Source organism: Nonomuraea sp. ATR24, assembly GCF_041950485.1.
Classification (GTDB): Bacteria; Actinomycetota; Actinomycetes; order Streptosporangiales; family Streptosporangiaceae; genus Nonomuraea; species Nonomuraea ceibae.
Map to the genome: position 1 here is coordinate 62,778 of NZ_JBGNUU010000011.1, position 23,638 is coordinate 86,415.

The following is a 23,638-nucleotide window of genomic DNA, read 5'->3' on the forward strand; positions in this document are numbered from 1 at the left end:
CGTCCGCCTCTGAGGGGCTGCGGCTCCCCGGGAGGCGCACGTTCGCGAGGGGCCGCGCCCTCACGGGGTTGCTCGGGAGGATCCGGTGTCCCAGGGGGGCGGGCCTGGGAAGGGCGCCCGTCCTGGGGCTCCGCGGGGTGGCTGGCCGGTGGAGGGCTGAAGGGCGGGCCCCGAAAGGGGCGATCAGGCGGAGAGGAAAGGACGGGTAGTGCGGCATCTTGGGGTGTTCTCGGGGCTGGTGGAGGTGGCCGGGCGGCGGCGGGGGCTGTTCGCGGATGCGGTGCCCGGGGCGGCGCTGGCCGAGGCGGCGAGGGAGACGATCGGGACGCTGGACCTGGTGGCGGCCGACGTCAGGACGGAGCGCACCTGGGAGGCGGGTGACGTGGCGGGGGAGGAGCTGTCGTGGGACGTGGGCTTCGGCCCGCGGACGCGGGCGTACCTGCTGAGGCCGCGCGGCGAGCGCGGCAGGCTGCCGGGGGTGGTGGCGCTGCACTGCCATGCCGGGATGAAGTGGGCCGGCAAGGAGAAGGTCGCCGACGGCCCGGTGGGTCCGTCGGCGGAGGTGCGGCGGCTGCGGGAGGAGATCTACGGCGGCCGCGCCTATGCGGGGGAGCTGGCCGGGCGCGGGTTCGCGGTGCTGGTGCCGGACGTGTTCGGCTGGGGCAGCCGCCGGTTCCCGCTGGCGGACATGCCGGACCGGGTGGCCGCGTACGCCGGTGATCCGGCGCTGTCGGAGGCGGACCGCTACGACGCGGCGGCGGGTCACCACGAGCACGTGCTGGAGAAGTACTGCACGCTGCTGGGCACGTCGATGGCGGGCGTGGTGGCGGGCGAGGACCTGGCGGCGGCGGCGTACCTGCGGGGCCGTCCGGACGTCGGTGAGGTGGGCTGCGTGGGGGTGTCGGGCGGCGGCCTGCGGGCGGCGCTGCTGGGCGCGTTCGACCCGGAGGTGCGCGCGGTGGCGGTGGTGGCGATGGTGTCGGCGTACGCGGATCTGCTGGACGGGTACGTCGCCTCGCACACGTGGATGCTCTACCCGCCGGGCCTGTCCCGCCTGTGCGACTGGCCGGCGCTGGTGGCGGCGCGGGCGCCGCGTCCGCTGCTGGTGCAGTACGCCGAGCGGGACGCGCTGTTCCCGCCGGAGGGGATGCGGCGGGCGCACGAGGCGATCGCCCGCCGCTACCCCGGGGGCGGCTACGAGGGCGTCTTCCACGACGCCCCGCACTCCTTCGACGTCCCTATGCAGGAGGCCGCCTTCGCCTGGCTGGCGAAGCGGCTCAGGACCTGAGCTCGGCGACCAGCCCGGCGGCCTCCTCGCGGGTCAGCCGCCCGTCGGCGACGACGACGGCGACCCGCCGGGCCAGCACGGGGCCGAACTCCAGCGGCGTGTCCCAGGCGAGCGCGGTGCCGACGCCGGGGTATTCGGCGACGCGCACGAACCACGGGTCGTCGTCCTGCGCGAACACCAGCGTCCAGTCGTCGGAGGCGAGCGCCAGCCACGGCGCCCGCGACCCGTGCACCCGCGCCTCGCCGTCCTCGGCGGCCGTGAACGCGTGCAGTCCCGGCGATCCGGCGGGCGCCCGCCAGAAGAAGCCGCCGTAGCCGGCCCCGGCCCGGCCCTTGGTGGCCGAGCTGCGCACGGTCAGCGGCCGGTCGGTCAGGTTGTGCAGCGTGAACGCGAAGTCGAGCGCCCACCCGCGCGACAGCGGCGCGGCGCGCACGGTGCGCTCCTCGCGCACGATCGGCTGCTCGCCGGGCCGCTCCCACACCAGCCGCTCGGCGAACCCGGACGACTCCCGCACGGGGAACGACAGGTGCCGCTGCGTGCCGTGGTCGTCCAGCCAGGCGGGCCCCCGATCGCGGACGTACGTGCGGCCGCCCCAGAAGTTGCGCCCGCCGAGGTCGGTGACGGCCACTCCGGCGCCGAGGTGGTGCGGATGGTCGTCGGGCCGCACCTCGGTCACGACGGTCCCGCCGAGCGTCCGTACGGGATGCAGGAACGGCCGGGGGGCGGCCTCCAGCGGCAGGTCGCTCACGGTGGTGTACTCGGCCACGACGGTGCCGGAGACGGTCAGCGGGGTCGCCCAGCTCACGCCGAGCTCCGAGAAGAGCGCCAGCCGGTCGGCGCAGGCGTCGACGACGCCGGCGATGCCGGGCAGCACCCGCCCCTCGCCGGACAGGTCCTGGTGGGCGTCGTCGATCGGCAGCGGGTCGGGCGCGAGCCGGATGGCCTCCATGACCTCCATGAACGCCCCGGTCCGGTGCACGGGCACGAGCAGCTCGGCGCCGGAGCGGACGTGCTCGACGAGGTTGGCCAGCAGGTCGGCCCGCTCGTAGGAGCGCGCGGGCCCGTCGTCCACCTGGACCTGGTCCGTCGTGTACGTGAGCCGCACGCGGCCCTTGGTGCCGTGGACGAGCACGTACGGCTCGTCGCGCGTGGCGGCGCAGAGCGTCACGGCCGCGACCACGGGCACCCCGGAGGTGAGGTCGATCCGGATCGCGGAGGTGTCGTCGGACTCGATGGGGTTGGCGTGGAACAGCTCCGCGGTGACGGAGGAGACGGCGCCGCGCTCCTCGGCCCCGGCGACGGCCAGGGCGGTGGCCAGGGCGTGCGCGAACGGGTTGGTGAGCGCCCCGTCGACCACGTCGACGCCGTCGAGCACCCGGCGGCCGGCCCACGGGCTGCGGGTGAAGTAGGCGGCCGGGCGCGGCCACGAGCCGGCCACGCCGATCCCGGTGACGCGGCCGACGGCGCCGCTCGCGACGAGCTCGCGGACGGCGGGCACGGCGGCCGAGGCGAGGCTCTGGAAGCCCACCTGGCAGGCCAGCCCGGCGGCGTCGGCGGCGGCGCGCATGCGTTCGAAGTCGCGCAGCGTGGCCGCCGTCGGCTTCTCCACCAGCACGTGCGCGCCCGCGCCGAACGCGGCCAGCGCCAGGTCGGCGTGCGTCGGGATGGGGGTGGCGAGGATGGCGATCTCCGCCCCGGTCCGCTTGATCAGGCCGGGCAGGTCGGCGGACACCTCCGGCTCGCCCAGCCCGTCGAGCAGCTCCGGCGCGACCGGCCGCACGTCGCACACGCCGGCCAGCTCGATCCCGGGCATCCGGCGCAGCCGGTCGAGGTAGTGGGAGCCGAACCCGTGGGCTCCGGCCAGCACGACACGCACGATCGTCACCTCCAGCGGAGGCCGAGCCCCCGGTGCCCGCCGGCGCGCAGCTCCGCGCCGGACACCTCGACAGGGTACGGCTCGGCCAGCAGCCCGAGCGCGGCGAACGAGGCGTCCTCGACGACCTCGGCCATGCACGGCAGCGGCAGCGCGAGCGCGAGCTGCCCGGACAGGTCGGGCAGCAGGTGGGGGTGGACGGGCACGTCGTAGGCCCGCGCCAGCTCCGCGATGCGCAGGAACGGCGTGATGCCGCCCACCCGGACGACGTTCGGCTGCACGACGTCGCAGGCCCCGGCCGCGAGCAGGTCGCGGAAGCCGTAGACGGTGTAGACGTTCTCGCCCACGGCGATCGGCACGCCGACGGACCGGCGCAGCTCCACGTGCGCGGCCACGTCGTCGGCGGGCAGCGGCTCCTCCAGCCAGTGCAGCCCGTACGGGGCCAGCGCGTCGGCGGCGCGTCTGGCCCGGTGCAGGTCCCAGCGCTGGTTGGCGTCGATCATGAGCAGCGTGTCCGGCCCGACGACCTCGCGGACCGCCGCCACCCGTTCGACGTCCTCGCGCAGGTCGGGGCGGCCCACCTTGATCTTGACGCCGGGGTGCCCGGCGGACTTCCAGCGTTCGGCCTGGGCGACCAGCTCGTCCAGCGTGTAGTGCAGGTTGACGCCGCTGCCGTAGACGGGCACGCTGTCACGCCGCCGGCCCAGCACGTCGGCCAGGCCGCGCTCGCCGCACCGCAGGTCCCACAGCGCCAGGTCCACCCCGGCCAGCGCCACCGTGGTGACGCCGCCGGGCCCGGCCTCGCGCAGGTGCCGCCAGAGCCGGTCCCACACCACCTCCGGGTGCGGGTCCAGGCCGATGAGCGCGTCGCGGACGTCGTGCTCCAGCAGGGCCTGGACGGCCTTCGCGCCGATCTGCGGCGTCCAGGAGAACCCGGTGCCGGTCCGGCCGTCGGCCAGCGTCACCTCGACGACCAGGACGTGGTTGGCGGGCACGTCCGGGCCCCACGGCCGGCGCAGCGCGACCGTCCGCGGGGTGACCCTGAGGTCGCGGATCACAGCGCCCGCCCTTGCTCGATCGACCGCCCCTGCTGGATCGACCGCGCGTGCTCGATCAGCCTGGCCAGCTCGGCCACGTCCTCGGGCGCGGCGTCGGTCAGCGGCGGGCGCACCGGCCCGGCGTCCAGCCCGCCGAGCCGCACCCCGGCCTTGACCAGGGACACCGCGTAACCGGGGGCCTTGGACCGCAGCCGTACCAGAGGCTCGTAGAACTCGGTGAGCAGCCGGTCGGCGCCGTTCAGGAACGCGGTGGCGATGTCGGGCGCGAACGCGAACACGGCGGAGGAGTAGAGCTCGACGCCGATGCCGCGGTAGGCGCCCATGGTCAGCTCGGCGGTCGGCAGGCCGTTGAAGAACATGAAGCCGTCGCCCACCTCCCGGCGCACGGCCAGGACCGTGCGCTGGATGAGGTCGATGTCGCCCAGGCCGTCCTTGAGCCCGATCACGCCGGGGACGCGCGCCAGCTCGACCGCCTGCTCGGGCGTCGGGACGACCGAGCCGCGCTGGTAGATCACCGTCGGCAGGATCGCCGCGACCTCGCGCACGTAGGCGAGGAAGCCCTCGGGCGTGCCCTTCATCAGGTACGGCGGCATGAGCAACAGGCCGTCGGCGCCGGCGTCGCGGGCCGCCCTGGCCTGGGCGAGCGCCGAGCCGAGCGGGCCGCCCGCGCCCGCGAACACCGGGACCCGGCCGCGCGCGGTCTTGACCGCCACCCGGACGGCCGCCGCGTGCTCGGCCTCCGACAGGGCCGGGAACTCGCCCGTGCCGCAGGCCGCGAACACCGCCCCCGGATGGTGTTCGAGGCCCCGGCCGATGTGCTCGGCCAGCACGTCCTCGGCCAGCTCCCCGGCCGCGGTGAACGGGGTGACGGGGAAGAAGAGGACTCCGGTGAGGTTCATCCGATCTCCAGTTCGGTGCGCCAGCTGCGCTTGGCCGTCCAGCCGAGCATGCGTTCGGCCTTGGCCGAGGTGAAGGCGGGACGGGTGCCGGTCAGGTGGATCGCCGCGGCCCTGGTGGCGGGCATGACGGCGGGAAGCAGGTCGGCGAGGGGGTCGCGGGCCAGCGCGTCGGCGGCGCCCGCGAAGAACACCTCGCCGTTGGGCAGGCCGGGCAGCTTGTCGACGAGCACCGAGATCATGTCGGAGGCGTCCCTGGCGTCGATGTAGTTGAACAGGGAGACGCCGGCGATCTCCGGCCGGTCGAGGCGTTCGGCGATCGTGTGGCCCGACTGGGTCGGCGCGCCCGCCCACTCTTCGGGGGCGACGACGAAGCAGGGCCGCACCGCCGCGAAGCGGGTGTCGGAACAGCGCGCGAAGGCCGCCATCGTCTGCTCGGCGACCAGCTTGGACAGGCTGTAGGAGTTCCACGGCCGGGGCGGGTGGTCCTCGTCGATCGGCAGGTAGTCGGGCGTCCAGCCGGAGGGGGCGCCGTAGCCGATCACGGTGGGGCTGCTGGCCACCACGACCCGGCCCACGCCGGTGGCGCTCGCCGCCGCGCACACGTTGAACGCCAGCTCGGTGTTCGTGCGGAAGGTGACGCCGTCGGTCCGGCTGAACGGGGTCGCGATGGCCGCCAGGTGCACGACGACGTCGGGCCGGAAGCGCGTGAGCACGTCGTAGGCCTCACCCAGGTCGGTCAGGTCGGCGGGCAGGACGGCGGCGGCCTCGTCGGGCGTGCCGGCGGTGACGTCGACGCCGATCACCTCGTGACCGGCCTGCGCCAGGGTGGTGACGAGGCTGCGGCCGAGCCTTCCGGCGCTGCCCGTCACCAGTGTTCGTGTCATCGCTCGCTCACCTTCCCGCAAGGGGCTCGAATACCGCAACCGGTTGCAAAAAGTATCGAGGCGGGGTCGGGAGAACGTCAAGCCGTACGGTCCCCGCTCACACGGGCGCCGACGCCCGTATAACCGGTATGGTGGGCATTGGCGCTCTGGCAGAGGCTCTCGAAGTCCATTGACAGCGATACAAGCGCTTGCATTAATGTACAGGGCATGCACGGAGGCCTAGCGTGGCGGTGACGATTCGTGACGTGGCGGAGGCGTCGGGCGTGCACGTCTCCACGGTGTCGCGCGCATTCTCCGCGCCCCATCTGGTCAACCCCGCGACGCGCACCCGGGTGCTCGCCATCGCCGAGGACCTCGGCTACCGGCCCAACCGGGCCGCGCGGGCGCTGACCACCGGGCGCACCCACAACATCGGCCTCATCGTGGCCGACATCGCCAACCCGTTCTTCCCGCCGCTGATCAAGGCCGCGCAGGCGCAGGCCAGGCTCCGCGACTACCACGTGTTCGTCGCCGACACCGACGAGGACCCGCAGGTCGAGGAAGAGCTCATCCAGACCCTGACCAAGCAGGTCGACGGCGTGCTGCTGTGCAGCCCCCGCCTGACCAACCGGACGATCGAGCGGCTGCGCGAAGAGGTGCCGTTCGTCGTGGTCAACCGGCGGGTCAAGGGCATGCCGACGGTCCTGATGGACGTCGGGCGCGGCGTCCGGCTGGCCGTCGAGCACCTGACCGGCCTCGGCCACCGCAGGCTCGCCCTGGTCACCGGGCCGAGCGGGTCGTGGACCAGCAAGGAGATGCAGTCCGCGGCGGCCGCGATGAGCGAGGCCGACGTCACCTTCCTCGGCCCCAACCCACCCACCGAGCTCGGCGGCCTCGCCGCGGTCACCGACGTGATCGCCTCCGGCGCGACCGGCGTGCTCGCCTACAACGACCTGGTCGCGATCGGGCTCATGGAGGGCCTGGCCGAGCGCGGGATCGCCGTGCCGGGCGACATCAGCGTGATCGGCGTCGACGACATCGTCCCCGGCCGGCTGAGCCGCCCCAAGCTCACCACGATCGCCATGCCCACCGCCGCAGCGGGCCGGATCGCCGTGGACATGCTGCTTCAGTCGGTCGACTCCGACTCGACCGGCGGCGTCACCGTGCTGGAGACCAGCCTGATCGTCCGCGAGTCAACGGGAGAGACCCACTCATGATCTTCGGAACGCTGCCGTCGGGGGAGCCCGTCGAGCGCCACGTGCTGTCGTCGGGGCGCCTGCGCGCGGCGGTGCTCAGCTACGGCGCGATCCTGCAAACGCTTGAGGTGTCGGGCGTCAACGTGGTGCTCGGCCTCCCGACGCTCGACGACTACCTGACCCGCAGCCGCTACTTCGGCGCCGTCGTCGGCCGCTACGGCAACCGCATCGCCCGCGGCCGCTTCACCCTCGACGGCACCGAGCACACGCTGCCCGTCAACAACGGCCCCAACAGCCTGCACGGCGGCGCCGACGGCTTCGACCGCCGGGCCTGGACCGTCGCCGACGTCACCGGCTCGTCCATCACGCTCACGCTGACCAGCCCCGACGGCGACCAGGGCTACCCCGGCACGCTGACCGCCTCGGTCACCTACACGCTCGACGGCGACGCGCTCCGCCTCGACTACGCGGCCGAGACCGACGCCCCCACGGTGCTCAACCTGACCAACCACTCCTACTTCAACCTCGCGGGCGGCGGCGACGTGCTCGGCCACGTGGTGCGCATCGCCGCCGACCACTACCTGCCGGTCGACGACGGCAAGATCCCCACCGGCGAGCGGGCCCCGGTCAAGGGCACCGTCTTCGACTTCACCACGCCCCACGCGGTGGGGGAGCGGTTCGGCGGCGCGTACGACCACTGCTACGTCCTCGACGGCGGCGTCACCGTGGTCGAGCCGGTCAGCGGGCGCACGATGGAGGTCACGACCACCGAGCCGGGCGTGCAGTTCTACGCGGGCGGCATGCTCGACGGCGTCGCCACCCCGTTCGGCCCGCACGCCGGGCTGTGCCTGGAGACCCAGCACTTCCCCGACTCGCCCAACCAGCCGGGCTTCCCCTCGACCGTGCTCAGACCGGGCGAGCGCCACGCCTCCTCCACCACCTACGCCTTCCCCGCCTGACGCGCGGGCAGCGCCCGCAGCACGAGCAGCGCCACGTCGTCGCGCGACGGGTGGTCGGCGAAGGACTCGACCGCCTGCCGCACCCGGTCGGCCACCGCGTGCGCGCTCAGCCCCGCGCAGCCCGCCAGCAGCCGCGCCAGGCCGTCGTCGTCGTCCAGCAGCCGCAGGCCGCTGCGCCGCTCGGTCACGCCGTCGGTGACGCACAGCAGCACCTCGCCGGGCGCCAGCTCGAACGACTCCACGCTGAACCGGGCGCCGTCCTCGACCCCCAGCAGGAGCTGCGGCGTCGCCACCGTCTCGACCCGGCCGTCGGCGCGCAGCAGCAGCGGCGGCACGTGCCCGGCCGAGGCGACCGTGCACAGCGCGCCGCCGCCCGGCAGCGGTGTCAGCTCGCCGCACAGCAGGCTGAGGAAGCGGCCGTCCTCGCCCTCCTCCAGCACCCGCTGGTTGAGCCGGTCGAGGATGTCGGCCACCGTGTAGTTCTCCTTGGCCAGCAGCCGCACCGCGTGCCGGGCCAGCCCCGTCACCGCGGCGGCCTCCGGCCCGCTGCCGCACACGTCGCCCAGCGCGAAGCACCAGTGGCCGGCCACCGTGAACAGGTCGTAGAAGTCGCCGCCGACGTCCGCGCCCTCCCCGGCGGGCTCGTAGACGATGGCCGACTCCAGGCCCGGCATCGGCGCCACCCGCATCGGCAGCAGGCTGCGCTGCAGCACCCGCGACGTGGTCGCCTGCCGGGTGTAGAGCATGGCCGTGTGCAGGTTGAGCGCGATCAGCCGGCACAGGTCGGCCAGCAGGTCGGCCAGCTCCAGCGGCAGCGTCGGCTCCTGGCGCCCGATCACCAGCGCGCCGTGCGCGTTGCCCTGCGTCATCAGCGGGAACGACAGCACCGCCTCCTGGCCGACCGGCCAGGCCACCTCGGCCAGCGGCGTGCCGGGGATGGCCGGCAGCGACTTGCGCAGGCCGGCGTTGTGCCGCTCCTCGCTGTGCCACACGTGGGCCAGCCGCGTCATCCCGGCCAGGTCCGTCAGGTAGACCGCCGCCCAGGTGGCGATCTTCGGCACCACGAGCTGCGCGGACAGCGCCGCGATCACCTCCTCGTCGTGCACGCCCGCCAGCAGCTCGCCCGCCTCGGCCAGGAAGGCGAGGCGGCCCCGGTGCGCCCGGTCCTGCTCGGCCAGCCGCTCGCGCTGCACGGTGACCGCCACCTGGTCGGCGATGTGGCGCAGGCTGACAGTGAGGTCGTGGTCGAAGCGGCCGGGGGCGGCCGAGGTCACCGCCAGGTGCCCGATCACCTCGCCCCCGGCCACCAGCGGCGCGCACGCCAGTGACCTGGCCCGCAACTGCTGGGCCAGCTCCACGTCGACCGCCAGCAGGTCCTCCAGCACCGCCGGGGCCGTGCGGTCGGGCGCGAACACGCCCGCCGCCGGCACGCCCACCACCCCCGCCGTGTCGCCCACGCCCGCCGCGACCCCCAACCGGTTGCCGCTCTCGGCGCGCAGCAGCACGTACGTGGCCTCGCCGCCGCTCGACAGGTGCACGATCTGCGCGATCGTGTCGAGCAGCTCGGCCAGCGGACGGTCGCGGTCGAGCAGGTCCTTGATCCGCCTGCCCGCCTCCCGGCGCACCGGCGCGGGCGGCGCGGCCAGCACGAACCCGTGCTCCCAGCTCGTCACCATCCAGATCGACCGCCGGTCCTCGGCGCGCCCGCCCGTGCGCAGGTGCGACACGTACACGCGGACCGTGCGGCCGTCGCGGTGCCGCATCCGCGCCTCGCCCCGCCAGCGGCCCAGCGCCAGCGTGTCGGCCAGCGGCAGCGCGTACGGGCCTGAGCCGCGCCAGGCGACCAGGTCGGCCAGGGGCCTGCCGACGGCCTGCTCGGCGGTCCAGCCGAGCAGGGTGCGGGCGTCGGAGTTCCACGCGATGACGCGGCCGGCGGCGTCGGCGACGAGCACGGCGACGCGCAGCCGGTCGAGCCCGGCCGCCGGCGGCGGGGGAGCGGGCGCCGGGCTGTCGGACGCGCCCGCGAACTCCATGCGCACCCACACGCGCTTGGCCGTGCGGGTGTAGGTGACGCCCCAGGCGTCGGCCAGCATGCCCGCCAGCGCGAGCCCGCGGCCGTGCGTGGACATCGGCTCGGACGGCGGACGCTCGGCCAGGATCGCCCGCCCGGGGTCGTGGTCGTCGACCTCGATCTCCAGCTTGGCCGGCGCGGCGTCGGCGTCGAGCCGGCAGGTGAGCTCGATGCCGGTGCCGGCGTGCACCACGGCGTTCGTGACGAGCTCGCTGGTCAGCAGCACGGCGTCCTCGGTCAGATGGGTCAGGCGCCACTCGCCGAGCACCTGGCGAACGAACCGCCGCGCGGCTGCCGGGGCATGGGGAGTGCCGTCGAAGGAAGTGCTCGACACCTGCGTCGCGTCCACTGTGCGTCCTAGAACATCACTCGATGTGGCAGTTCGGTCACTCTCAGAGTGGCAGACTGAACGGCTCGGGAACGGCGAGTTACGAAGAAGGGTTTCGCGGGGACACCGGCGAGTCACGGTGATTTCGCCGGGGCTCCGACGTACCTTTGGCATCATGGCCACCCGTACGCCGAAAAGCGCATCGAAGGGACCGGCGAAGCGGTCGGCCCCGTCTCGCTCGACCCCCGCCAAGCGGAGCGCAGGTTCGGCGGGACGGTCCCGGGCCAAGGCTTCGACGCCGGCCCGCAAGGGCTCGATGACCCACCAGGACCCGATCAGCTGGGTCTTCACCATGATCGGCAAGCTCGTGGTCGGGCTGTGGATGCTGCTGGCCAACGGCATCGGCAGCACCGCGCGGGCGCTCGGCAAGAACGCCCGCGAGCTCGACCCGGCGCACCGGCGCGACGGCGTGGGCCTGGCCGTGCTGGCGGGCGCGATCGTGCTGGCCGCGATGACCTGGCGCGACACCGGCAGCGGCGTATCCCAGGCGGTCAACACCGTGGTCCACGCGGTGTTCGGGTCGCTGGCGTGGGCCATGCCGCTGCTGCTCGGCCTGCTGGCCTGGCGCTACCTGCGCCACCCCGACCAGAACGCCGACACCGGCCGCATGGTGATCGGGTGGAGCGCGCTGCTCGTCGGCATCCTCGGCGTCATCCACGTCGCCAACGGCACCCCGTACCCGGCGGGCGACGCGAACAACACGATGGACAAGGTGTCCCAGGCGGGCGGCATGGTCGGCTTCATCGTGTCGGCGCCGCCGATGAGCATCCTGCCGTCGTGGATCACGATCCCGCTGCTGCTGCTCCTGTCGGGGTTCGGCGTGCTGGTGATCACGGCGACGCCGGTGCACCGCATCCCGGAGCGGCTGGCCGAGCTGCGGCACATGCTGTTCGAGCGGCAGGGCGGCGAGGGCGCCCCCGCCACGGCGCCGAAGAAACGCGTCAAGAAGCCCGCCGCCAACCCGGAAGACCTCGTCAAGCCGTACGACACGCCCGTCATCGCGGAGAAGGACAAGCGGGGCGAGCACTCGCCGGAGATCGTGCCCGGCCTCACGGAGGAGGACGAGGAGCCGCCGGCCCCGGCCAGGAAACAGCCCGAGCCGCCGGAGCCGACGCCCGCGCCGCGCAAGGTCGAGCAGCTCGTTCTCTCCCCGCAGGCGGGCCCCTACCACCTGCCCGACCTCAAGTTCCTCAAGCCGGGCAGCGCGCCAAAGCCGCAGACCAAGGCCAACACCGTCGTCGTCAACGCGCTGACCAGCGTGCTGGAGCAGTTCGCCATCGACGCCCAGGTGATCGGCTTCACCCGCGGCCCGACCGTGACCCGCTACGAGATCGAGCTGGGCCCGGCGGTCAAGGTCGAGAAGGTCACCGCGCTCACCAAGAACATCGCCTACGCCGTCAAGTCCGCCGACGTGCGCATCCTGTCGCCGATCCCCGGCAAGTCGGCGATCGGCGTGGAGATCCCCAACGCCGACAAGGACCTGGTGGCCCTGGGCGACGTGCTGCGCTCGCAGGTGGCGCAGGCCGACCACCACCCGATGATCGTCGGGCTCGGCAAGGACGTCGAGGGCCGCACGATCGTCGCCAACCTGGCCAAGATGCCCCACCTGCTCATCGCGGGCGCCACCGGCGCGGGCAAGTCCGTCTGCGTCAACGGCCTCATCACGTCGATCCTGATGCGGGCCACCCCGGACGAGGTGCGCATGGTGCTCGTCGACCCCAAGCGGGTCGAGCTCAGCGTGTACGAGGGCATCCCCCACCTGATCACGCCCATCATCACCAACCCGAAGAAGGCCGCCGAGGCCCTCGAATGGGTCGTGGGCGAGATGGACCGGCGCTACGACGACCTGGCCGCCAGCGGGTTCCGGCACGTCAACGAGTTCAACGAGGCCGTGCGGGCCGGCAAGCTGCAGCCGCCGCCCGGCAGCGAGCGCGTCTACCAGCCGTACCCGTACCTGCTGGTGATCGTGGACGAGCTGGCCGACCTCATGATGGTGGCGCCGCGCGACGTCGAGGACTCGATCGTGCGCATCACCCAGCTCGCCCGCGCCGCCGGCATCCACCTGGTGATCGCCACCCAGCGGCCCTCGGTCGACGTGGTCACCGGGCTCATCAAGGCCAACGTGCCGTCGCGGCTGGCGTTCGCGGTGTCGTCGCTGACCGACTCCCGCGTCATCCTCGACCAGCCGGGCGCCGACAAGCTGGTCGGCCAGGGTGACGCACTGTTCCTGCCGATGGGAGCCAGCAAGCCGATCCGCATCCAGAACGCGTTCGTCTCGGAGAAGGAGATCGCCGAGATCGTCGCGCACTGCAAGACGCAGATGCAGGTCGAATACCGCGACGACGTGGCCGCCGCGCCGGTCAAGCGGGAGATCGACGAGGAGATCGGCGACGACCTCGACCTGCTGATCCAGGCGGCCGAGCTGATCGTGACCACGCAGTTCGGCTCCACGTCGATGCTCCAGCGCAAGCTGCGCGTCGGCTTCGCCAAGGCGGGGCGGCTGATGGACCTGCTCGAAAGCCGCAACGTGGTCGGCCCGAGCGAGGGGTCGAAGGCCCGCGAGGTGCTGGTGAAACCGGATGATCTGCCCGGATTGCTAGCCGACCTGCGTGGCGAATGACCCCAATGCACGTTTCCCGGAGCGTAGCTGGTTGAATATATCTGACTACGCTCCGTTGTGGTCGGGAGGCGTTTGCGATGCAGGAACAGAGCACGGGTGCCATGTTGGCGGCCGCCAGGGAGGCGGCGGGCCTGACGGTCGCGCAGCTGAGCGCGAACACGCGCATCCGCGAAGTGATCATTCAGGCGATCGAACGGGACGACCCCGCGGAGAACGACTTCTACACCCGGGGGCACGTCAAGGCGATCGCCAAGGCGGTGGGCCTGGACCCGGAGGCGGTCGTCCACCTCTACGACCAGCAGCACGGCGGTGCGCCGCCGCCGGTCCGGGCCTCTGACGTCTTCCGGGCCGACCGCGGCGTCCGGCTGGGCGAGCGGCGCGGCCCGAGCTGGACGACCGCGCTGGGCGTGGCGCTGGCCGTGGTCGTGGTGTTCGGCGTGGTGCGGGTGATGGGCGGCGAGTCCGACCGGGTCCGCTCGGCCGGGGTCCAGCACGCCACGTCGGCGCCGAGCGTGCCGCCCAACCGGCCCTTCACCGAGGCGCCGGCCAGGCCGCCGCGCCAGGCGATGGCCATCGCCAAGGGCGACCTGGTCGTGGTCAAGGTCAAGGCCAAGCGCTCGTCCTACCTCAACGTGCACGACGCGCAGGGTCGCAAGCTCTTCTCCGGCACGCTCAAGGCGGGCGCGAGCTCGACCTGGCGGGCCGCCTCGAAGGTCAATCTGCTGCTGGCCGACGCGGGCGCGGTGTCACTGCAGGTCAACGGCAAGGAGCTGGGCCGGATCGGCGACCGGGGGGAGGTCGTGCGCCGCTCGTTCGGGCCTGGGAAGCCGCGAGCCAGGTAGCCCCTGCATCGGGTGGTGGCCAACTCCCGATACCGTAGTGTTCACCATGTCATCCCGCCGAACCGCATCGCTGATCACCCTGGGCTGCGCGCGCAACGAGGTCGACTCCGAGGAGCTCGCCGCGCGACTTGAGGCTGCCGGTTGGCAGCTCGGCGACGACGACCCCGATGTCGTCGTCGTCAACACGTGCGGCTTCATCGACTCGGCGAAGAAGGACTCCATCGACACACTGCTGGCCGCCGCGGACTCGGGGGCCAAAGTGGTCGCCGCGGGCTGCATGGCCGAGCGCTACGGCAACGAGCTCGCCGAGGCGCTGCCCGAGGCCAGTGCGGTCATCTCCTTCGACGACTACGCCGACATCGGTGGCCGCCTCGACGACGTCATCGCAGGCAGGCGGCTCGTCCCGCACTCGCCGCGCGACCGCCGCACCCTGTTGCCCATCTCACCCGTCGAGCGCGCCGGGTCCCGATCCTCCATCCCCGGCCACGGCGATCTGCCCTCCGGGGTGGCTCCCGCCAGCGGCCCCCGCGTGCTGCGCAAGCGGCTCGACGAGAGCCCGGTGGCCTCGCTCAAGCTCGCCTCCGGCTGCGACCGGCGCTGCACGTTCTGCGCCATCCCGGCCTTTCGGGGGGCGTACGTGTCCCGCGACCCCGACGAGCTGGTGGCCGAGGCCGACTGGCTCGCCCACCGCGGCGTCCGCGAGCTCGTCCTCGTGAGCGAGAACTCCACCTCCTACGGCAAGGACCTCGGCGACCTGCGGGCGCTGGAGAAGCTGCTGCCGCGCCTGGCCGCGGTCGAGGGCGTCGACCGGGTGCGGGCGAGCTACCTGCAGCCGGCCGAGCTCCGGCCGGGGCTCATCGACGTGCTCGCCGGCACCGAGGGCGTCGCCGCCTACTTCGACCTGTCCTTCCAGCACGCCAGCGGGCCGGTGCTGCGCCGGATGCGCCGCTTCGGCGACCCCGAGCGCTTCCTCGGGCTGCTGGAGACGATCCGCGAGCGGGCCCCCGAGGCCGGTGTGCGCTCCAACTTCATCGTCGGCTTCCCCGGCGAGACGGAGGAGGAGTTCGGCGAGCTGGTCTCCTTCCTGGAGCAGGCCAGGCTCGACGTGATCGGCGTGTTCGGTTACTCCGACGAGGACGGCACCGAGGCGGCCGGCTTCGACGGCAAGCTCGACCAGGAGGTCATCGACGAGCGCGTCCGCGTGCTCACCGAGCTGGCCGAGGAGCTCACCTCCCAGCGGGCCGAGGAGCGCATCGGCACCGAGGTCGACGTGCTCATCGACGAGGACCTGGGCGACGGCGGCTATGAGGGACGGGCCGCCCACCAGGGGCCCGAGGTCGACGGTTCGGTCACGGTTCAGGGCATCGGTCTGGTCAAGGGGCAGATCGTCCGCGCGGTCGTGGTCGACGCCGAGGGCGTCGATCTCATCGCGCGGATCAAGGCCGGTCCATGACCAGGGACGAGCGCCGCGTGGTGAGCCCGTGGAACATCGCCAACGTCCTCACGGTCCTCCGGTTGGCGCTCGTCCCCTTTTTTGTGGTGTGTCTCTTCGTGCCGGGCACGGGCTGGCGGCTGGCCGCGCTGGCCGTGTTCGCGGTGGCCTCGCTCACCGACCATCTCGACGGTGAGCTGGCCCGGCGTTACGGGCTCATCACCGACTTCGGCAAGATCGCCGATCCGATCGCGGACAAGGCGCTGACCGGCGCCGCGCTGGTCTGCCTGTCGATCCTGGGCGAGCTGCCATGGTGGGTGACGATCCTGATCCTGGGCCGCGAGCTCGGCATCACGCTGCTCAGGCTGCTGCTGATCCGGCACGCGGTGATCCCGGCCAGCTATGGCGGCAAGGTCAAGACGGTCCTGCAGATCGCCGCGATCGTCCTGTACATCCTGCCGGGCGTGCCCGACCCGCTGCGCTGGGCGGTGATGGGGGCCGCCCTGGTCGTCACCGTGGGCACCGGCGCCGATTACGTGATCAGGGCGGTCAAGCTGCGCAAGGTGGCCAGGCAGGCACGCGGGGAGTGAGAGCATGGCGGACGTCGCCGGGGTCGTGGCGGAGCTGGTGCGGCAGGGGGCCACGCTGGCGGTGGCCGAGTCGCTGACCGGCGGGCTCATCGGGGCGGCGGTCACGTCCGTCCCGGGGGCGTCGCGGGTGTTCAGGGGCGGGGTGATCTCGTACGCGACCGAGCTGAAGCAGGAGCTGCTGGGGGTGCCGGCGGAGCTGTTGCGGCGGGAGGGCGCGGTGCATCCGGACGTGGCGGCGGCGATGGCGGCCGGGGCGGCCCGGGTGTGCGGGGCCCGCTACGGGCTGGCGGTGACCGGGGTGGCCGGGCCCGAGCCGCAGGACGGGCAGCCGGTCGGCACGGTCCACGTCGCGGTCAGCGGTCCCGATGGTCAGGTGTGGGGGCGCCGGTTGAGCCTTTCGGGGGAGCGGGCGCGTATCAGAGAGGGGACGGTGGACGAGGCCATCGATCTTCTGGCAAGTGTGCTGAGGGCCAATAAAGGGGAACATTCCGGATGATTACCGTGTTACGTCCCGAGCGAACATGCGAGGCACGGTCTGACGCGGTGTCGGTTGATACGGGTACGGTGGAGCTGTGAGTGATGAGCCACGAGCGGCGGCCCAGGGGCGGAGACGCCCGATGATGACGGCGAGGAGTATGTACGAAGCGAAGAAGAACAATGGGCGGCACGATCCGATCGCGCGGGGCGTGGTGAAGACATCCACGCCGGGGAGGGAGCGACAGATGATTCTGCTGCGTCAGCTGCTCGGTGATGTGCTGAGGCGGCTGCGCGTGCGGCAGGGACGCACACTTCGCGAGGTTTCCACGCTGGCGCGTGTCTCGCTCGGCTATCTGTCCGAGGTCGAGCGTGGCCAGAAAGAGGCATCCTCCGAGCTGCTCGCGTCCATCTGCGGGGCACTGGGAGTGCCGTTGTCGCAGGTGCTGCGTGAGGTTTCCGACCAGTTCGCGCTGGCGGAGCTCCAGGCTGCCCCTGTGCTCGCCGAAGCCCCCGAGCACGAGCGCATCCCCCTTGCCGATTCGGTCCCCGGGTCGATCTCCGATTCCGTCTTCCCCGAAGTCAAGGACATGGTGGCGGCCTAGCCCGGCTGGCAGCCGCCGCACCACAGGATCAGCCGCTCCTGTGACTGCGCCCCCATCTCCCCGCGGCTGATGCGGGTGCCGCATCGACGACAGGGCCTGCCCGCCCTGCCGTAGACCCAGGTCTGGTTCGCCGGACGGCGGTCACCTGTGGTCACCGTGCCCGCATGGAGTTTGTTCGCGTCGAGCAGCCGCCGCGCGAGCGTGACGACCCCCTCCAGATCCTCGACGTCCCCGACCCGGCGCCACGGCCAGATCCCGCGCAGGAAGAGCGTCTCGGCCCGATAGATGGTGCCGATGCCCGCGAGGTTGCGCTGGTCCAGCAGCGCCTCGCCGATGGTCGCGTCCGGGGTGCGGCGCAGCCGCCGCACGGCCTCGGCCGGATCCCAGTCGTCGCCCAGCAGGTCGGGCCCCAGATGGCCGACCACCCGGCTCTCCTCCGCCGTCTTCAGCAGGTCGACCATCCCCAGCCGCACGCCCACGGCCTGCCACCGGCTGTTGGCCAGCACCAGCCGCACCTGGTCGCCGCCCGCGACCCGCCGGCCCGCGGGCGTGATCTGCCAGCTTCCGTCCATCCGCAGGTGGGTGTGGACCGTCAGGCCGCCCTCCATCCGGGTCAGCAGGTGCTTGCCGCGCGAGACGGTCTCCAGAACCGTCCGGCCCGTCAGGTCGGCGGTGGCGTGGCGGGGCACCCGGAAGTCGGAGCGGGTCAGCACCTGCCCGTCGAGCGCTCCCCGCAGCCGCGCGGCCGTACGGTAGACGGCATCTCCTTCCGGCATGCCCCCAGTCTAGTCCTTGGGATGATCTTGGGCGGCTTCGGCGACCCACCCGTCCACCAGGGTGACGAGCTGGTCGAGCGCCTGCTCCACGCGCTCCCGCTCGCCCGTCGTGAGCAGGTCGGCCTGCAGTCCCGCGTAGGCGGCGTTGGCCAGCGTCGAGATGCGCACGGCGTCGGGCTCCGGCACGCCGCGCTCGCGCAGCAGGCCCGCCACGAACTCCGACCGGTCCGCCAGCAGCCTCGGCACCTGCCCCGCCAGCCGGCCGCCCGCCGCCAGGCCCTCGATCTCGTGGACCAGGCGGGCGATCGGCAGGTTCTCCTCGCGCAGCTGCCAGTCCCAGGTGGCGCGGATGATCGTGCCCACGCTGTCGGCCCCGGTCCGGCCGGGCTGGGCGCGCAGCCAGGCGCGGTGGCGCTCGTCCAGGCGTTCCATCGTGGCCGACAGCAGGGCCTCCTTGTCGGCGAAGTGGTGGGTGAGCACCCGCGTGGTCTTGCCCAGGTGCTCGGCCAGCGGGCGCATGGACAGCGTGGACAGGCCGTGGCCCGCCAGGTAGTCCACGATCTGGTCGAGCAGCTCGGCGCGGCGGGCCGGGTCGGCGGTCCTGGCCATCGGCGAATCCCCTTTGACGGCGATGGGGTGACGACTGTTACCTTATCTTGGGTAACGACTGTTACCTTTATTGAGGGGGTCTCCTCGTGTTCCGTGCGCCCGGGTGGCTGCTCGCGCTGACGTTCACCGCGTTCGCGTTCGCCACCGACGACTACGTGATCGCCGGCGTGCTGCCCGCCATCTCCGGCGGGCTCGGCGTCAGCGAAGCGGCGGGCGGGCAGCTCGTCACCGCGTTCTCGCTCGCCTTCGCGCTCACCGCGCCGGTCGCCTCCGTGGTCACCGCCTCTTGGCCGCGGCGGCGGCTCATCACCGGGGCGCTGCTGCTGTTCGTCGCCGCCAACTGGGCGTCCGCGCTGGTCAGCAGCTATCCCGTGCTCATGGGGCTGCGCGTGCTCGCCGCCGTGGCCGCCGCCGCCGTCGTGCCCGCCGCGTACGCCATCGCCGCCTCCCTCGCGCCCGAAGGCCACCAGGGGCGCTATCTGGCGCTGGTCATGGGCGGGCTCACCGGGTCCCTCGTGCTCGGCGTGCCCATCGGCACCTGGGTGGGCGGGGCGTTCGGGTGGCAGGCCACGTTCGTCCTCGGCGGGCTGCTCGGGCTGGCCGCCCTCGTCGCCGTCCACCGCACCCTCCCCGACGTACGCGACCTCGTACCGGCAGAAACCCACCCGACCACCGAACCCGAGCCCAAAACCCCGACCGGTACGGCCACCGGGTCCGTCCCGGGCGACGCGACCGCCGTGGGCTACGGGACTGTCCGGGACCCCGCAGCCTCCCGGTCCGCGTCCGCCTCTGCATCGGCTCCCGCCTCGGGGGGCGCGTCCGCCTCCGACTCTCCGTCCGGGTCGGCCGCCCTCGCGTCTGCGGGCGTGCGGGATTCTGGGTCTGGGGGTGCGGATGCGCCTGCGGGTGTGCGGGATTCCGGGGGAGGGGTGTGGGGGCGGGTGCGGCCGTTGGGGCGGCCGCGGGTGCTGCTCGGGTTGCTGGGGATGGTGGCGATCGTGACCGGCAGCATGATGCTGCTGACCTACCTCGCGCCGTTCCTGCGGGATCTGGCCGGGGCGGGGCCCAGGGAGCTGGGGTGGGTGTTCGCGCTGGCGGGGGTGGCGGGGCTGGCCGGGGGGATGCTCGGCGGGCGGGCCGCAGACCGGTGGGGGCCGGACCGGGCGCTGCTGGCCGGGATCGGCGGGTTCACGGCGGTGATGGCGGTGTTCGTGGGGAGCTGGTTCCTGCGGCCGGTGGCGCTGCTGTGGCTGCTGCCGGTGCTGCTGGTGTGGGCGGGCGTGTCGTGGTGGATCCCGCCGCCCGCGCAGACGCGCCTGCTCGCCCTGGCGGGCACGGCGGGCCCGCAGGCGCTGGCGCTGAACAGCAGCGCGGTCTACGTCGGCGTGTCGGCCGGTGGCGCGCTCGGCGGCCTGGTCCTGGAGACGTACGGCAGCGGCGTGCTGCCGGTCGTGGCCGCCGTCGTCGAGCTGGCCGCGCTGGCGCTGTTCTGGGCGGCGGCCAGGCTGGGCCGCTGACGGGGCGCCGCCGGGCGAGTCAGTCCCAGGCGGCGGGGTCGGAGGCGAGCTGGCGGACGCGGTCGGGCAGCGCGCCGGTGGCGACCTGCTCCAGCGTGACCTCCTCCAGGATGGCCCGCTCGGTGGCGCGCAGGGCGATCCACACCTGCTGGAGGGATTCGGCGGGCCCCCGGTAGCCGACGTGCTCCGGGCGTTCGCCGCGGACGTTGGCGAGCGGGCCGTCGACGGCCCTGATGACGTCGGCCAGGGAGATCTCGGCGGCGGGCCGGGCCAGGACGTAGCCGCCCTCGGGGCCGCGCTGACCACGGACGAGACCGGCGCGGCGCATCTGCAGCAGGATGTTCTCCAGGTACTTGGGCGGCATGTCCTGCTCCTTGGCGAGCTCGCCCACTGTGGTCGGGCCGGCACCGGCAGCGGCGAGTTCGGCGGCGGCGCGGAGGGCGTAGTCGACACGAGCGGAAAGGCGCATGTTCTCGATTATCCCTCCTGGTCAACACTGGTTCGCCGCAAGGTCGCCGAAAACCGGCAGTCGGACGTATCCGGGCGAGCCGGACATGCCTAGTGGCATAGGGGAGCGCGGGAGCGGGGAATGAGATCCAAGACCGCTCCTGACCACTGGAGAGGAGTGGTGAGAGCGCTAAACTTCCAGCAACCCTTTTCTATGTGACGGTGGGATTAAGCGTGGAGCGACGGCCTGGTGTGCCCAGACTTCTTCGGGAGATCAACGATCGGGCCGCGCTTGAGCTCTTGCTGGCCACCGGTCCGATGACCCGTGGCCAGATCGGCGAGCTGACCGGGCTGTCCAAGGTGACCGCCTCGCAGACGCTCGCCCGGCTGGAGGAGCGCGGGCTGGTCGAGGTGGTCGGCAGCCAGGGCGGCGGGCGCGGCCCCAACGCGGCCCTCTACTCCGTGATCCCCTCCAGCGCGTACGTGGCCGGGCTGGAGATCGGCCCCGAGCTGATCTCCGCGGCCATCGCCGACATCAACGGCCGCACGGTCGCGCAGGCCGCCGTCGACCCCAACGGGCACGACGACCCGGTCGCCGCCGTGCACGAGGCCGTGATGAAGGCGTGCCGCAGCGCCAAGGTGAGCGTCGCCAAGCTGCGCGGCGTGGTCATCGGCACCCCGGGCGTGGTCGACCCGCGCAGCGGCGACGTGCGGTTCTCCTTCGACCTGCCCGGCTGGCACGAGGGCATCCACGAGGCGCTCGCGGGCGACCTCAAGCGCGAGGTGACGATCGAGAACGACGTCAACCTCGCCGCCATCGCCGAGCGTTCCGACGGCGCGGCCAAGGGGCTCGACGACTTCGTGCTGCTGTGGTCCAGCCGGGGGCTCGGCATGGCGGTCATGCTCGGCGGCAAGCTCCACCGGGGCCGCTCGGGCAGCGCGGGCGAGATCGGCTACCTGCCCGTGCCCGGCGTGCCGCTGCCCGAGGACATCCGCACCTCGCCGGGCAGGCTCCCGTCGCTGGCCGGCGGCCTGCAGTCGCTCGTCAGCGCCGAGGCGGTGACCGAGCTCGCGCGCAGCCACGGCTTCGAGGCCGCCAACGCCGGCGAGTGCGTCGAGGTCGCCATCGCGGCGGGCACCGAGGGCGAGCCGCTGCTCGACGAGATCGCCCACCGGCTCGCGCTGGGCGTGGCGGCCGTGTGCGTGATCCTCGACCCGGGGCTCGTCGTCCTCGGCGGCGAGGTCGGCCACGCGGGCGGGCGCACGCTCACGTCCCGGGTGGAGGAGGCGGTCGCCAGGATCTGCCCGGTGCGGCCCCAGGTGGCCACCAGCACGGTCGAGGGCAACCAGGTGTTGCGCGGCGCCGTCCTGGCGGCCCTCGATCAGGCCCGCGAGGAGCTGTTCACGTCCTGATCAGGTGCGCGATGGCGGTGGCCGCCGCCTCGCTGCACGGGTTCGTCGCGCCGTGGGTGGCGATGTGGACGGCGCCGGGGCGTTCGTGGCCCGGGGTGCCCAGCTCGACGACGACGCTGCCCGGGCGGCGGGCGAGGATGGCGTCCACCGTCGCGGTCACCCAGGTGTGGCGGTAGGCGGTGCGGATGACGACCACCAGGAGGCGGTCCTCGGCCGCGTCCACGGCCTTGGCCAGGTCTTCGGGCTCCGGGTCGGCCAGGCGGGCGCTCGTCGTGCCGGGGAAGAGCCGGGTCAGCGGGGTGACCAGGCCCCACGGGGTGGCGCGGTCCACGGCGAGGTTGACGGGGGAGTCGAGCTCGACCACGTGGGGCGGGCCGTCGCCGGTGGGGCGCTCGTGCACGGTCACCCGCAGCGCGCGGCGGGCGGCGAGCAGGGCCGCGTTGCGCGGGGCGGACTCGGGGTAGCCCACGGCCAGCGGGAGCGCGGCGGGGAGGTGCGGCGTGACCGGCGACTGCGTAGGCGAGGCGCCGGCGGCCGTAGGGGCGTCGGCGGGCTCGACCGGCGCTCCCGGGCCGGCGGGCGCTGCGGGGGGCTGGACGGTGGACTCCGGCGCGCTGGGCGCTGTGAGGGACGTCTGGGGGCTCGTGAGCGGGGGCGGGGTGAGGTGGACCGCTTGGGCGTGCGGGCGCATCGGGAGGTGCGTGGCGGTCCAGTGGGTGAGGGCGCGGACGCGGGCGGCGGCCTCGGCCAGGCGCTCCTCGGGCAGGGTGCCGTCGGCGACGGCGGCCATGATGGCGTTGCGCAGCAGCCCGACGACGCCGGGCGTGGCGTTCTCGCCGCCGACGCAGATGGCGTCGGCCCCGGCCGCGAGGGCGCGGACGGTGGCGCCGCCGAGGCCGTACGGGGCGGAGACGGCCGGCATCTCGATGCCGTCGGTCACGATGAGCCCGTCGAAGCCGAGCTCCTCGCGCAGCAGCTGGACCATGAGGCGGCGGCTGGTGGTGGCGGGCTCGGACTCGTCGTACGCGGGGACGAGCAGGTGGCCGGTCATGACGGCGCGCACCCCGGCGGCGATGGCGGCGCGGTAGGGGAGCAGGGCGGTGGCGGCGAGCTCCTCGCGGGAGAGGCGGACGACGGGCAGGGCGTCGTGGGAGTCGACGGAGGTGGCGCCGTGGCCGGGGAAGTGCTTGGCGCAGGCGGCGACGCCCGCTGACTGGAGGCCGGTCACCCAGGCGGTGGTGTGGCGGGCGACGAGCTCGGGGTCGGAGCCGAAGGCGCGGGTGCCGACGACGGGGTTGTCCTCGGCGTCGATGTCGACGACGGGCGCGTAGTTGAGGCTGATGCCGGCGGCGGCGAGGTCGTGGCCGATGCCCTGGGCGACGGCACGGGTGAGCGCGGGGTCGCCGGCGACGCCGAGGGCGAGGTTGCCGGGGCGGGAGCTGCCGGTGAAGGCCTCCAGCCGGGTGACGTCGCCGCCTTCCTCGTCGAGGGCGATGACCACTTCCGGATTCTCTGCCCGAATTGCGGCGGTTAGGTCACGTATTTGACTACTTGTCACGAGGTTGCGCGAGTACAGGGCGATGCCGCCGAGCCCCGTCGAGAGTCGTTTGCGCACCCAGTCCGGCAGGGTCGTGCCCTTGAACCCCGGCTGCAGCACGGTGTCGGCGAGCCCGGCCAGTACGGGACTCCTGACGATCGACGCGCCCATCGTGCCTCCC

General features: G+C 73.4%; 20 protein-coding genes. 11 read left to right on the forward strand and 9 right to left on the reverse strand.

The window, feature by feature from the left end; translation table 11 throughout:
• The first annotated feature begins 208 nt into the window (after nucleotides 1-208).
• Nucleotides 209-1,288: a hypothetical protein gene (locus ACBI99_RS25570; RefSeq protein ID WP_375073674.1), complete on the forward strand. Its 1,080-nt coding sequence runs from the start codon at nucleotides 209-211 to the stop codon at nucleotides 1,286-1,288.
• Here the strand turns inward: ACBI99_RS25570 and ACBI99_RS25575 are convergent.
• The 4 genes from ACBI99_RS25575 to ACBI99_RS25590 are packed head-to-tail and all read right to left on the reverse strand — an operon-like array spanning nucleotide 1,278 to nucleotide 6,002.
• Nucleotides 1,278-3,164: a DUF6807 family protein gene (locus ACBI99_RS25575; protein ID WP_375073675.1), complete on the reverse strand. Its 1,887-nt coding sequence runs from the start codon at nucleotides 3,162-3,164 to the stop codon at nucleotides 1,278-1,280. The genes ACBI99_RS25570 and ACBI99_RS25575 overlap by 11 nt on opposite strands.
• Nucleotides 3,165-3,169: 5 nt before the next feature.
• Nucleotides 3,170-4,219, reverse strand: coding sequence for a mandelate racemase/muconate lactonizing enzyme family protein (locus ACBI99_RS25580; RefSeq protein WP_375073676.1), 1,050 nt, complete (start codon nucleotides 4,217-4,219; stop codon nucleotides 3,170-3,172).
• Nucleotides 4,216-5,118 (reverse strand): 5-dehydro-4-deoxyglucarate dehydratase, encoded by a 903-nt coding sequence (locus ACBI99_RS25585; protein ID WP_219503349.1) that lies wholly within the window; start codon nucleotides 5,116-5,118, stop codon nucleotides 4,216-4,218. The genes ACBI99_RS25580 and ACBI99_RS25585 overlap by 4 nt, the downstream gene beginning before the upstream one ends.
• On the reverse strand, nucleotides 5,115-6,002 hold the full coding sequence (locus ACBI99_RS25590; RefSeq protein WP_219503346.1) for an NAD(P)-dependent oxidoreductase: 888 nt from the start codon (nucleotides 6,000-6,002) through the stop codon (nucleotides 5,115-5,117). Before ACBI99_RS25590 ends, ACBI99_RS25585 begins: the two co-directional genes overlap by 4 nt.
• A 224-nt stretch (nucleotides 6,003-6,226) precedes the next feature.
• On the opposite strand from ACBI99_RS25590, the gene ACBI99_RS25595 reads away from it, so the two are divergent.
• Together ACBI99_RS25595 and ACBI99_RS25600 are read left to right on the forward strand one after the other, a co-directional pair.
• Nucleotides 6,227-7,198 (forward strand): LacI family DNA-binding transcriptional regulator, encoded by a 972-nt coding sequence (locus tag ACBI99_RS25595; RefSeq protein ID WP_219503343.1) that lies wholly within the window; start codon nucleotides 6,227-6,229, stop codon nucleotides 7,196-7,198.
• Nucleotides 7,195-8,136 carry an aldose epimerase family protein gene (locus ACBI99_RS25600; RefSeq protein WP_375073677.1) on the forward strand — a complete coding sequence of 314 codons (942 nt, stop codon included), beginning with the start codon at nucleotides 7,195-7,197 and terminating at the stop codon, nucleotides 8,134-8,136. Before ACBI99_RS25595 ends, ACBI99_RS25600 begins: the two co-directional genes overlap by 4 nt.
• Here the strand turns inward: ACBI99_RS25600 and ACBI99_RS25605 are convergent.
• Complete coding sequence (locus ACBI99_RS25605; RefSeq protein ID WP_357585252.1) at nucleotides 8,118-10,556, reverse strand: SpoIIE family protein phosphatase; 2,439 nt, start codon at nucleotides 10,554-10,556, stop codon at nucleotides 8,118-8,120. The genes ACBI99_RS25600 and ACBI99_RS25605 overlap by 19 nt on opposite strands.
• Before the next feature lie 154 nt (nucleotides 10,557-10,710).
• Here ACBI99_RS25605 and ACBI99_RS25610 point away from each other — a divergent pair, with 154 nt between their 5' ends.
• From ACBI99_RS25610 to ACBI99_RS25635, 6 genes are all read left to right on the forward strand, one after another.
• Nucleotides 10,711-13,215 (forward strand): DNA translocase FtsK, encoded by a 2,505-nt coding sequence (locus ACBI99_RS25610; protein ID WP_219503332.1) that lies wholly within the window; start codon nucleotides 10,711-10,713, stop codon nucleotides 13,213-13,215.
• A 77-nt stretch (nucleotides 13,216-13,292) separates the two neighbouring features.
• Nucleotides 13,293-14,057 carry a helix-turn-helix domain-containing protein gene (locus ACBI99_RS25615; protein ID WP_219503330.1) on the forward strand — a complete coding sequence of 255 codons (765 nt, stop codon included), beginning with the start codon at nucleotides 13,293-13,295 and terminating at the stop codon, nucleotides 14,055-14,057.
• 46 nt (nucleotides 14,058-14,103) lie between these two features.
• Complete coding sequence (rimO, locus tag ACBI99_RS25620; RefSeq protein WP_219503328.1) at nucleotides 14,104-15,510, forward strand: 30S ribosomal protein S12 methylthiotransferase RimO; 1,407 nt, start codon at nucleotides 14,104-14,106, stop codon at nucleotides 15,508-15,510.
• Nucleotides 15,507-16,079 (forward strand): CDP-diacylglycerol--glycerol-3-phosphate 3-phosphatidyltransferase, encoded by a 573-nt coding sequence (gene pgsA / locus ACBI99_RS25625; protein WP_219503325.1) that lies wholly within the window; start codon nucleotides 15,507-15,509, stop codon nucleotides 16,077-16,079. The genes rimO and pgsA overlap by 4 nt, the downstream gene beginning before the upstream one ends.
• 4 nt (nucleotides 16,080-16,083) lie before the next feature.
• Nucleotides 16,084-16,575, forward strand: a complete 492-nt coding sequence (locus ACBI99_RS25630) for a CinA family protein (RefSeq protein ID WP_375073678.1) — start codon at nucleotides 16,084-16,086, stop codon at nucleotides 16,573-16,575.
• Nucleotides 16,576-16,801: 226 nt separating this feature from the next.
• Nucleotides 16,802-17,158, forward strand: a complete 357-nt coding sequence (locus tag ACBI99_RS25635; protein ID WP_219503598.1) for a helix-turn-helix domain-containing protein — start codon at nucleotides 16,802-16,804, stop codon at nucleotides 17,156-17,158.
• On the opposite strand, the gene ACBI99_RS25640 is transcribed toward ACBI99_RS25635, so the two are convergent.
• Nucleotides 17,155-17,934, reverse strand: coding sequence for a DNA-formamidopyrimidine glycosylase family protein (locus ACBI99_RS25640; RefSeq protein ID WP_375073679.1), 780 nt, complete (start codon nucleotides 17,932-17,934; stop codon nucleotides 17,155-17,157). The two genes, ACBI99_RS25635 and ACBI99_RS25640, sit on opposite strands and share 4 nt — an antisense overlap.
• Before the next feature lie 9 nt (nucleotides 17,935-17,943).
• On the reverse strand, nucleotides 17,944-18,543 hold the full coding sequence (locus tag ACBI99_RS25645; protein ID WP_357585250.1) for a TetR/AcrR family transcriptional regulator: 600 nt from the start codon (nucleotides 18,541-18,543) through the stop codon (nucleotides 17,944-17,946).
• A gap of 86 nt (nucleotides 18,544-18,629) precedes the next feature.
• Here ACBI99_RS25645 and ACBI99_RS25650 point away from each other — a divergent pair, with 86 nt between their 5' ends.
• Nucleotides 18,630-20,060: an MFS transporter gene (locus tag ACBI99_RS25650; protein WP_375073680.1), complete on the forward strand. Its 1,431-nt coding sequence runs from the start codon at nucleotides 18,630-18,632 to the stop codon at nucleotides 20,058-20,060.
• Nucleotides 20,061-20,079: 19 nt separating this feature from the next.
• On the opposite strand, the gene ACBI99_RS25655 is transcribed toward ACBI99_RS25650, so the two are convergent.
• Complete coding sequence (locus tag ACBI99_RS25655) at nucleotides 20,080-20,529, reverse strand: Rrf2 family transcriptional regulator (RefSeq protein ID WP_219503311.1); 450 nt, start codon at nucleotides 20,527-20,529, stop codon at nucleotides 20,080-20,082.
• Nucleotides 20,530-20,741: 212 nt separating this feature from the next.
• Here ACBI99_RS25655 and ACBI99_RS25660 point away from each other — a divergent pair, with 212 nt between their 5' ends.
• Entirely contained in the window at nucleotides 20,742-21,920 is a 1,179-nt protein-coding gene (locus tag ACBI99_RS25660) for an ROK family transcriptional regulator (protein ID WP_219503308.1), read from the forward strand.
• Here ACBI99_RS25660 and ACBI99_RS25665 read toward each other — a convergent pair.
• Nucleotides 21,910-23,628 carry a glycoside hydrolase family 3 protein gene (locus ACBI99_RS25665; RefSeq protein ID WP_375073681.1) on the reverse strand — a complete coding sequence of 573 codons (1,719 nt, stop codon included), beginning with the start codon at nucleotides 23,626-23,628 and terminating at the stop codon, nucleotides 21,910-21,912. The two genes, ACBI99_RS25660 and ACBI99_RS25665, sit on opposite strands and share 11 nt — an antisense overlap.
• Between the last annotated feature and the right edge of the window lie 10 nt (nucleotides 23,629-23,638).